Genomic DNA, 10773 nt, shown 5'->3' on the forward strand with positions numbered 1-10773 from the left:
ACAACCATCACATTCCGCAGCGTGCGCTCGACGCAAAAACGCCCATCCTGGCCCTCAAGGAATGGCAGAAGAAGCGTCCAGAATTATTCGTCAAACGCGTTTATGATCAAACGGGACTGGACACTTAGATGACATGTACTTGTAGAGACTAGCCATAGCAGGTCATATTGATGAACTACGTCAAGTATAGCCGCGAGAAGATAAAGAATAGCAACGTCTGGATGCGCTAGTTGATGTCAACCTTCGGGCGGAACTGCACATGCAGATGAGACTGCGTTGACAGAATGTTGACAACAGAAGCAAAAAAGGACTTAGGCTTTCACCTAAGTCCTTGATTTTATTGGTAGGCCTCCCCGGAGTCGAACCGGGCACCAACGGATTATGAGTCCGCTGCTCTAACCAGGCATGAGCTAGAGGCCCGAAACTGGTACATCCGACGACGCTAAAAACTCGCCACTTGCGGTCGCGATGCGTCCGAAGTGGCGAGAGGATATTGTTTTAGCGTAGGTACGTCAAGCCTCAGCCGCTGTTGTTCTCGAGGAAGCTCTTCAGCTTGTCGGAACGCGACGGGTGGCGCAGCTTGCGCAGTGCCTTCGCTTCGATCTGGCGGATGCGCTCGCGGGTGACGTCGAATTGCTTGCCGACCTCTTCCAGCGTGTGGTCCGTCGACATCTCGATGCCGAAGCGCATGCGCAGCACCTTCGCTTCGCGCGGCGTCAGCGAGTCGAGCACGTCCTTTACAACACCGCGCATCGAGGCATGCAGCGCGGCGTCAGACGGCGCCAGCGTGTTGTTGTCCTCGATGAAGTCGCCCAGATGCGAATCGTCGTCGTCGCCGATCGGCGTTTCCATCGAGATCGGCTCTTTCGCGATCTTCATGATCTTCCGGATTTTGTCTTCCGGCATTTCCATCTTGATCGCGAGCGTCGCCGGATCGGGCTCGGCGCCCGTTTCCTGCAGGATCTGGCGCGAAATCCGGTTCATCTTGTTGATCGTTTCGATCATGTGCACCGGAATACGGATCGTGCGCGCCTGGTCCGCGATCGAACGGGTGATGGCCTGGCGGATCCACCACGTCGCATACGTCGAGAACTTGTAGCCGCGACGGTATTCGAACTTGTCCACCGCCTTCATCAGGCCGATGTTGCCTTCCTGGATCAGGTCGAGGAATTGCAGGCCGCGGTTCGTGTACTTCTTCGCGATCGAGATGACGAGACGCAAGTTCGCTTCCGTCATTTCACGCTTGGCCTTGCGCGCCTTCATTTCACCAGCCGCCATTTGACGGTTGATGTTGCGCAGGTCCGGCAGCGGCAACACGACGCGGGCTTGCAGGTCGATGAGGCGTTGCTGCAGTTCCTTGATCGTCGGGATATTGCGGCCGAGGATCGCGCTGTAGGCGTGGCCGGCGTTGACTTCACCGTCGACCCACTCTAGGTTCGTCTCGTTGCCCGGGAATACCTTGATGAAGTGGGCGCGCGGCATGCCGCAGCGGTTCACGGCCACGTCCAGGATCTGTTTCTCGATGTGGCGCACTTCGTCCACCTGGCCGCGCAAGGTGTCGCACAACTTTTCGACGACCTTCGCCGTGAAGCGGATGCCGAGCAGTTCGTTCGAGATCGCTTCCTGGGCCTTGATGTAGCCGTCCGAGTTGTAGCCCTGCTTTTCGTACGCCTTGCGCATCCGGTCGAACTGCTGTTCGATTTCGCGGAATTTATCGAGGGCCGAATTCTTCAGCTGTTCGAGCTGTTCGGCGGAATAGCCGGCGGCGCCGGAACTCGCGCCCGCCTCTTCTTCCTCTTCCTCTTCTTCCTCTTCCTCGTCGTCTTCCTCGTCGTCGTCGGACTCGGTGGCGGCCGGGGCGACGGCGCTCGGCGACGTCGATTCGTCTTCGTCCGCATCGACCATGCCGTCGACGATTTCGTCGATCTTGATCTCGTCGTTCTCGATGCGGCGAGCCGCGTCGATGATTTCGGCGATCGTCACCGGGCAGGCGGAGATCGCCTGGATCATGTCGCGCAGGCCGTCCTCGATGCGTTTGGCGATCTCGATCTCGCCTTCGCGGGTCAGCAGCTCGACGGAGCCCATCTCGCGCATGTACATGCGGACGGGGTCGGTGGTGCGGCCGAAATCGGAGTCGACGGTCGACAGCGCGGCCTCGGCCGCAGCCTCGGCTTCGTCGTCGCTGGTGACGGTGGCGACGTTATCGGACAGCAGCAGCGTTTCGGCATCGGGCGCGTGCTCGTAGACGGCAATGCCCATGTCGTTGAACGTGCCGATGATGCCTTCGATCGCTTCCGGATCGACGATGTTGTCCGGCAGATGGTCGTTGATCTCGGAATACGTGAGGAAGCCGCGCTCCTTGCCCGACTTGATCAGGGCCTTGAGCTTCTGGCGGCGGATTTCCAGTTCCTCTTCGCTCGCTTCCGTGTCCGACGAGAACGCGTCTTTCAGCAGCGCTTTTTCCTTGGCCTTGCGGTCCTTGGCCTTGGCCTTGTCGACCGCTTTCAGTTCGGCGCGCTCGACCGCGTTCAGTGCGGCGACTTCATCGTTCTCGGGGGTAAATTCCTTGGGCTTGCGGCCACGGCGGCCTGGCACCTTGACGGCCGGCAGCACGTAACCCGACGTGTCGATCGCGGCGAGGGCTTCCGCGTCGGTCGTCTGGTTGACTGGGGCGACACCCGCGACGCGGGCTTCCGCCTTGTCTTGCGAATTGTCCACTTTTGCGGACATTCTGGTGGATTTGGTAGCCACTTTGGTTTCGGGTTTCTTGGTTGGCACAGGCGCTTTCGAAGTCACAACGACCACTTTACTATGGTTAAAGATAAAGTTTTGTTACCTTACATCACGCTGCAGCCACGCACTGTGGCCTAGCTAACTGAAACACCCAGCCCGAATTGTCACGAAAAATCGTTTCAATGCTTGCAATAGTTAGCGTTTTATTATAGCACGCGCCCCTGTTCTTTCCAGTCGAGAACGCCGCCCTGGCGCCGCTCCCCGTTCAGGCGAATTTCGCAGGGGTGTCGTTGGCTTCCTCGCGCTCCAAGAGCTGCTGCTGAGCTGTGATTTCGCGATAGCGGGCACTCACCTGATCTGGGGTCAGTCCGGAAGAAAACAACTGGTTTAACTCCTGTTTGAGCACGTCCTTCTTGACTTGCCTCACAGCACTTACGAGCCAGACACGATCGGCTTCGCTATCCGATTCGGGTTCCACCGCGATAGCCGCGATGAGGTTGTCATAGTCCGAACTGGTTTCCTTCAATTGCTCCGACAACGCGGCGAACGTCCCGTTCGCGCCCAATGCCTGCGCCATGGTCACGAGCTGGCGCAAGCGCTCGGCTTGCTCGACGCCAAAATGGTCGAAGGCCCGCATCGCCGACTCGTCCAGCCCGAGCGCCAGCGCCGGATGGGCGACGAGGATGCGCGACATCTGCAACTCCAGGCCCACCGGCTCCGGACGCCCCTGGCGCGGCGGCGCCTTGCGTGCGACGGCGACCGGCTTCGACAGCTCGAACAACGCTTCGATCTCCGCCGGCGTTGACTCCGTCAGGTTCGCGAGACCGCGCACGATCTGCAGGCGCAGCGCCGTCGGCGTCATCGATTGCAGCAGCGGTTTCGCATCGAACTGGACGCGTGCCCGGCCTTCCGGCGTGTCGAGGTCGTGTTCGGTCGTCACTTCGCGCAGCAGGAATTGCGATAGCGGCATCGCCTCGTTGATTTCCTGGGCGAACGCGTCCGCACCAAATTCGCGCACATAGCTGTCCGGATCGTGCTCTTGCGGCAGGAACAGGAATCGGATCGTCTTGTTGTCCGTCACTTGCGGCAGGCACGCTTCCAGCGCGCGACGGGCGGCGCGACGGCCGGCCTTGTCGCCGTCGAAGCTGAAGATGACGTTGTCCGTCTGGCGCAGCAGCTTTTGCACGTGCGTGCTGGTGCACGCGGTGCCCAAGGTCGCGACGGCTTGCGGAAAGCCAAGCTGGGCCAGCGCGACGACGTCCATATAGCCTTCCGTCACCAGCACGTAGCCGGCGTCGCGGATCGCCTGGCGCGCCTCGAACAGGCCGTACAGCTCATGGCCCTTCTGGAACAGCGGCGTTTCCGGCGAGTTCAGGTATTTCGGTTCACCGCCGTCGAGCACCCGGCCGCCGAAACCGATCACCTGCCCTTTCGTATTCCGGATCGGAAACATGATCCGTTCCCGGAAGCGGTCGTAGCGCTTTTTATTGTTGCCATCCTCGTCGACCTTGTCGATGACGAGGCCGGACTCGACGAGCGCCACGGCGTCATAGTCAGGAAACACGGAGCGCAGGTTGTCCCAACCGCCGGGCGCGTAGCCAAGGCCGAAGCGAGCGGCCACTTCGCCCGTCAGGCCGCGGCCCTTCAGGTAGGCGATGGCGTTCGGCGCAGCGCGCAACTGGGCACGGTAGAAATCGCATGCCTGGTTCAACGCATCCGACAGCGCCAGCGTCTGCGCCTGCTGGGCTGCGCGCTGGGCCGGCGGGATCTTGTCGTCGGCCTGGGGCACGATCATGCCCACGCTTTGCGCGAGGTCCTTGACGGCGTCGACGAACCCCATGCCCGAGTATTCGATCATGAAACCGATCGCGGTGCCGTGGGCGCCGCAGCCGAAGCAGTGGTAGAACTGCTTGGTCGGGCTGACGGTAAAGCTTGGGGATTTTTCGTTGTGAAACGGACAGAGCCCCATGTAATTGGCGCCGCCCTTTTTCAGCTGCACGTAACGCCCTACCACGTCGACGATGTCGACGCGGTTGAGCAGATCGGTAATGAATGATTGCGGAATCACTTGATCTACTTGATCTAACAGTATTTGTCCCAGGTCAGACTATACCGCAGGGCTCGTTACAAGTTGATTTGCAACAATGCAACATGGCGTTGCCGCTCCGGCGCATCAAAAACAGACACGGCCGTGGCGGCGACGCCGCAGCCGTGCCGTGGCGGTATCAGCCGCCTGCCAGCGCTTTCTTGACCTGGGCCGAGACGGCCGTCATGTCGGCACGGCCTGCCAGTTTCGGCTTCAGGATGCCCATCACCTTGCCCATGTCCTGCGGACCGGCGGCGCCCGATGCGGCGACGGCGGCGGCCACTTCGGCGGCGACTTCCTCATCCGACAGGCCGGCCGGCATATAGGTCGACAGCACGGCCAGTTCCGACTTTTCCTTGTCGGCCAGATCCTGACGGCCACCATTTTCGAACTGGGTAATCGAATCCTTGCGCTGCTTGATCATCTTTTCGACGATGGCCACCACCTGCGCATCGTCCACCTCGACGCGCTCATCCACTTCCTTGCGCTTGATCTCGGCGATCAACAGGCGGATGGTGGAGAGGCGCTCGCTGTCCTTCGCGCGCATGGCGGCTTTCATGTCGTCGGTGATTTGGTCTTTCAAGCTCATGGAAACTCCATTCGATAGGGGCAAAAGGCAAAACCCGCTGCGGCACAACCGGAGCGGGCTTCGTCGGATTCAGGCCTTGCATAACCGGGACTGGCAATCGGCCGTCACCGGATCAGGCGTGAATGTAAATCAGTACAGCTTCTTCGGCAGTTGCTGGCTGCGGATGCGCTTGTAGTGACGCTTCACGGCAGCGGCCAGCTTGCGCTTGCGCTCTGCAGTCGGCTTCTCGTAGAACTCGCGAGCGCGCAGTTCCGTCAGCAGACCGGTTTTTTCGATAGTGCGCTTGAAGCGACGCATAGCGACTTCGAACGGCTCGTTTTCTTTAAGGCGGATAGTGGTCATGTAAAAATGAAACCGTTGGATTTAGGGAAGAACGAAATTCTAACAGCTTTTCCGGCGCTGTGCGAAGTTTTTCATCAATGTGCAAAGTTGCCACATGCCACCGAATCACTCGATCGCACCACCCGCCGCGACACCGGAAGCCCATGCCCACTGGAAGTTGTAGCCGCCGAGCCATCCGGTGACGTCGACCGTTTCGCCAATGAAGTACAGCCCCGGGACCTTGTTCGCCATCATGGTCTGCTGCGACAGTTCGCGCGTGTCGACGCCACCCAGCGTGACCTCGGCCTTTTTATAGCCTTCCGATCCCGTTGGCACGATCGCCCAGCGGTTGATCGCGTCGCCCAGCTTGCGCAATTTCGCATCCGCCATGTCGGGCAGGCGCGCGTCGAGGGCGAAACCGTTGCCGGTCAACAGGCCTTCCGCCAGGCGCGTGGGCAGCCATTGCGACAAGATATTGCCCAGTTGCTTTTTTACCGTCGTCTTCATGCCGATCAGCTCTTCCGCCACGTCCATTTCCGGCAGCAGGTTCAGCACGATGGGCGTGCCCGGCTGCCAAAAGCTGGAAATCTGCAGGATGGCCGGACCGGACAGGCCCCGGTGCGTGAACAGCAGGTCTTCACGGAAATAGCCGTACCTGGCGTTCTTGCCCTTCTTTGAACCCGTCTCGACGTCGACTTCGAGCGCGATGCCGGCCAGCGGCACGAACGGCTGCCAGCTGGGACCGTCGAACGTCAGGGGGACGAGGCCGGGACGCGTCTCGACGATCTTCATGTCGAAGTGCTTTGCGATGCGGTAGCCCAGGTCCGTGGCCCCGATCTTCGGAATCGACAGGCCGCCCGTTGCGACGACGACATTGCTCGCGAAGATGGGCTCGCCGTCCGTGTCGATGCGGAATCCTTCGGCAGACTTCGTGACGGCGGCCACCTTGCACGGCATCCGCCATTGCACGCCGCCGGCGTCGCATTCGGCCTTCAGCATGGCGATGATCTGTTCGGACGAATCGTCGCAGAACAGCTGGCCGCGGTGCTTTTCGTGGTAGGCGATACGGTGCTTTTTCACCAGCGCGAGAAAATCCTGCGGTGTGTAGCGCGACAAGGCGCTGCGGCAGAAATGCGGATTCTCGGACAGGAAGTTCTGCGGACCGGCGTTGACGTTGGTGAAGTTGCAGCGGCCACCGCCCGAGATACGGATCTTTTCGGCCAGCTTGGCCGCGTGGTCGACCAGCAGGACGCGCTTGCCGCGCTTGGCCGCGGTGGCGGCACACATCATGCCGGCGGCGCCGGCGCCGATGATCGCCACGTCGTAGTGTTTTGCCATGCCTCTTCCGTCAATGCTGCGCGCAAAAGGCGAGATTGTACGCGACGGGAATAGAAAACCGTGTATATGGCCTACCGGTAGTAGGGTGGGCACCCCTGTGCCCACGCGAACGCGAACGTCGCGCGAACGTCACGCGTGGGCACGGGGTGCCCACCCTACGATTCGACGAAAATCAAGTTGTCGCGCGCAGTGCCTTCGCCACCCGCACGCACTGCGCCACCTGCGCCGCGATCGGCGGCGGCACGGGCTGCTCGCCGCGCAGCGCGCGCGCGATCCAGTCGGCGGTGGCGGCCGCGTCGCGGCCTTCCGGCGCGGGGGCCAGGTCGTCGGTCGGCGCGTCGCGCTCGACCAGCAGCGTCTTTTGGCCGGCATGGAACCAGTTGATTTCCTGGGCGCGGTTGGCGTTCGCCACCGTCTCCCCTTCCGTGCCGCGCATGAGGAAGGCGTCGCCGCGTGCGTGCGGGGCGGCCGTCGCGAAGTACTCGGTCAGCATCGCCAGGTATTCCGGGTGCGTGTACGACACGAGGCGCAGCGCCGGGCCTTCGAACGGCTGCAGGATCTTGACGAGCGTGTGCGTGGAATTGCGCACGCCGAGGATGCGGCGCAGCGACAACTGGTGCGCCAGCTCAGGCGCCAGCAGTTCGATGGGCATGAAGCACGGGCGGCCGTTCGCGAAGGCGTCGAGCATGTCGGCGGTGGAACCGACGGGGCCGATGCCCAGCTCGGCGAAGATCTCGGCCGTCGTCACGCGGCCCGGGTCTTCCTGGACGCCGTGCACGAGCACGGGCACACCCTCGCGCGCGAGCAGCAGCGCCAGCAGGGGTGTCAGGTTGGCCAGCTTGCGTGCGCCGTTGTAGCTGGGGATCAGGACAGGTGCGAACTCGCCGGGCGGCGCGGGCAGCGGCGCGAACGAGCTTTCCGCCGCGTCCATGAAGCCGGCGATTTCTTCCACCGATTCGCCCTTGATGCGCATCGCGAGCAGGATGCCGCCCAGTTCCAGGTCGGACACGCGCCCGTCGAGCATGGCGGCGTACAGCAGCCTGGCATCGTCGCGCGACATGCTGCGCGCGCCTTTCACGCCGCGGCCGATCTCCTTGATGAAGCGGGCGGCCGGGAAGGATTCAGTGAGGTTCGTCGTGTCCATACTGACAGCATACCATCGCCGCGCAGCGGCTCACAGATGCGACATTTTTGAGCAAGACGATGCAGGGTGTAAGATTTCAGGCTAGACTCATTGATCCCCTCCCGGAATAAATACGATTGCCATGCTGATCACGCCCGATATCGAAAACACCAACGTCACCTCGTTCGCGACCATGCCGACGCCCAGCGCGCTGCATAAAAAGCTGCCGCTGACGGACAAGGCCTTCACCACCGTGATGAAGGGCCGCGAGACCCTGCGCAACATCCTCGACCGCAAGGACAAGCGCCTGTTCGTCGTCGTCGGCCCCTGCTCGATCCACGACCCCGTCGCGGGCCTCGACTATGCGCGCCGCCTGAAGGCGCTGCAGGCCGAAGTGGAAGACACGATGGTGCTCGTGATGCGCGTGTATTTCGAGAAGCCGCGCACGACGACGGGCTGGAAAGGCTATATCAACGACCCGTTCATGGACGACTCGTTCCGCGTCGACGTCGGCATGGAGCGCGCGCGCCAGTTCCTGCTCGACGTGTGCGAACTGGGCCTGCCGACCGCCACCGAGGCGCTCGACCCGATCTCGCCGCAATACCTGGGCGACCTGATCGCCTGGACCGCGATCGGCGCGCGCACGACGGAATCGCAGACCCACCGCGAGATGTCGTCCGGCCTCTCCACGCCAGTCGGCTTCAAGAACGGCACCGACGGCGACGTCGGCATCGCCATCAACGCCGTGCTGTCGTCGTCCAGCCCGCACTCCTTCCTGGGCATCAACGACCAGGGCAGCGTGTCGATCGTGCGCACCCGCGGCAACGCCTACGGCCACGTCGTCCTGCGCGGCGGCGGCGGCCGTCCGAACTACGACTCCGTCTCCGTCGCGATCGCCGAGCAGGCGCTCAAGAAGGCTGCCCTGCCCGCGAACCTCGTCGTCGACTGCTCGCACGCCAACAGCTACAAAAAGCCGGAACTGCAGCCGCTCGTCATGTCGGATGTGATCCAGCAGATCAAGCACGGCAACCAGTCGCTCGTCGGTGTGATGATCGAATCGAACATCGTCGGCGGCAGCCAGCCGATTCCGAGCGATTTGTCGCAGCTGAAGTATGGCTGCTCCGTCACGGATGGCTGCATCGCCTGGGACGACACGGAAGCCATGCTGCGCAGCGCGCACGCGGAGTTGCTGCAGCGGCCGTAATGCAGCCGGTTCCGCGGCGGGCGCAGCGCGGCCGAACGCGTGGACGGCGCACGCGCCGCCGCGGCATCGACGTGGCGGTGGAGCCTTCCACCCTACTGTACAATGGCGGATTGCGCGCCGCCCCGGCGCGCCGGCCTTGTCTTCCTCATACTGTTCCTGCTTTCCCATGATTGTCCTCGGCGTCGAATCCTCCTGCGATGAAACCGGCCTGGCTCTGTACGACACGGAGCGCGGCCTGCTGGCCCACGCACTGCACTCGCAGGTCGCGATGCACGAGGAATACGGTGGCGTCGTGCCGGAACTGGCGTCGCGCGACCACATCCGGCGCGCACTGCCGCTGCTGGAACAGGTACTGGCGAAGGCCGACCTGCCGATGGAGCGCATCGATGCCATCGCCTACACGCAGGGCCCCGGCCTCGCGGGCGCGCTGCTCGTCGGATCGTCCGTCGCGTGCAGCCTGGCGCTCGCGCTGGATAAACCCGTGCTGGGCGTGCACCACCTCGAAGGCCATCTGCTGTCGCCGCTGCTTGCGAGCGAGCGGCCGGAATTTCCGTTCATCGCCCTGCTCGTGTCGGGCGGCCACACGCAGCTGATGCGCGTGGACGGCGTCGGACGCTACACCTTGCTGGGCGAGACGCTGGACGACGCGGCCGGCGAAGCGTTCGACAAATCGGCCAAGCTGCTGGGCCTCGGCTATCCGGGCGGTCCGGCGATTTCGCGCCTGGCGGAATTCGGCGATCCGGAAGCGTATAAGCTGCCGCGGCCGATGCTGCATTCGAAGGATTTCAACTTCAGCTTTTCGGGCCTGAAGACGGCCGTGCTGACGGTCGTGAAGAACAATGCATCCGACATCGCCAACGTGTGCGAGCAGGACAAGGCGAACATCGCGCGCGGCTTCGTCGATGCCATCGTCGACGTGCTGACGGCGAAATGCGTGTTGGCGCTGAAGCACACGGGCTTGAAACGCCTCGTGATCGCGGGCGGCGTGGGCGCGAACCGCCAGCTGCGCGCGTCGCTGGACGCGGCAGCCGCCAAGAAGCGCTTCAAGGTCTATTACCCGGAACTGGAATTCTGCACGGACAACGGCGCGATGATCGCGTTCGCGGGCGCGCTGCGGCTGGAGCGCAATCCGGATGCGGCGCAGCGCGAGTACGGGTTCAACGTGCGGCCGCGCTGGCCGCTGGACGAGATCGAGCCGGCCTGATTCGATGCTCGGTGGGCACGGGGTGTCCACCCTACGATATGTGCCCAGCCGTAACGTGAAAGAACGTATCCAAAAGACGTGCGGATGCCTGGCCGGGGTAGGCCATCAAAAATTGTGCAGCTCGCGACTCAGGCAGGTTGGTCGATCAGACCGAATTTCTTGAGAGCCTTGATCC

At 62.6% G+C, this 10773-nt stretch carries 8 protein-coding genes, 1 tRNA gene and 1 pseudogene; 3 read left to right on the plus strand and 7 right to left on the minus strand.

The genetic code is table 11. The features are described from left to right. Positions 1-128: pseudogene (locus HAV22_RS30560) on the plus strand (IS481 family transposase); the annotation flags it as partial. A 213-nt stretch (positions 129-341) separates the two neighbouring features. Here the strand turns inward: HAV22_RS30560 and HAV22_RS30565 are convergent. From HAV22_RS30565 to ybiB, 7 genes are all read right to left on the minus strand, one after another. Further along, positions 342-420 (minus strand) — tRNA-Ile (locus HAV22_RS30565). Between the two features lie 99 nt (positions 421-519). Next, on the minus strand, positions 520-2730 hold the full coding sequence (rpoD, locus tag HAV22_RS30570) for an RNA polymerase sigma factor RpoD (RefSeq protein ID WP_166865559.1): 2211 nt from the start codon (positions 2728-2730) through the stop codon (positions 520-522). A 268-nt stretch (positions 2731-2998) separates the two neighbouring features. Then, complete coding sequence (dnaG, locus tag HAV22_RS30575) at positions 2999-4801, minus strand: DNA primase (RefSeq protein ID WP_166865562.1); 1803 nt, start codon at positions 4799-4801, stop codon at positions 2999-3001. A gap of 157 nt (positions 4802-4958) precedes the next feature. Further along, on the minus strand, positions 4959-5408 hold the full coding sequence (locus HAV22_RS30580; protein ID WP_166865565.1) for a GatB/YqeY domain-containing protein: 450 nt from the start codon (positions 5406-5408) through the stop codon (positions 4959-4961). Between the two features lie 129 nt (positions 5409-5537). Continuing rightward, entirely contained in the window at positions 5538-5750 is a 213-nt protein-coding gene (gene rpsU, locus HAV22_RS30585; RefSeq protein WP_005665410.1) for a 30S ribosomal protein S21, read from the minus strand. 105 nt (positions 5751-5855) lie between these two features. After that, positions 5856-7067: a BaiN/RdsA family NAD(P)/FAD-dependent oxidoreductase gene (locus tag HAV22_RS30590; protein WP_166865568.1), complete on the minus strand. Its 1212-nt coding sequence runs from the start codon at positions 7065-7067 to the stop codon at positions 5856-5858. A gap of 172 nt (positions 7068-7239) precedes the next feature. Further along, complete coding sequence (ybiB, locus tag HAV22_RS30595) at positions 7240-8211, minus strand: DNA-binding protein YbiB (RefSeq protein ID WP_166865570.1); 972 nt, start codon at positions 8209-8211, stop codon at positions 7240-7242. A gap of 124 nt (positions 8212-8335) precedes the next feature. Between ybiB and HAV22_RS30600 the strand changes: the two genes are divergently transcribed. Next, entirely contained in the window at positions 8336-9394 is a 1059-nt protein-coding gene (locus HAV22_RS30600) for a 3-deoxy-7-phosphoheptulonate synthase (RefSeq protein WP_443098499.1), read from the plus strand. 166 nt (positions 9395-9560) lie between these two features. Next, positions 9561-10598 carry a tRNA (adenosine(37)-N6)-threonylcarbamoyltransferase complex transferase subunit TsaD gene (tsaD, locus tag HAV22_RS30605; protein WP_166865575.1) on the plus strand — a complete coding sequence of 346 codons (1038 nt, stop codon included), beginning with the start codon at positions 9561-9563 and terminating at the stop codon, positions 10596-10598. Positions 10599-10773: the final 175 nt, after the last annotated feature.

The sequence above is a fragment of the Telluria antibiotica genome (genome assembly GCF_011682055.1).
Lineage (GTDB): Bacteria > Pseudomonadota > Gammaproteobacteria > Burkholderiales > Burkholderiaceae_D > Telluria > Telluria antibiotica.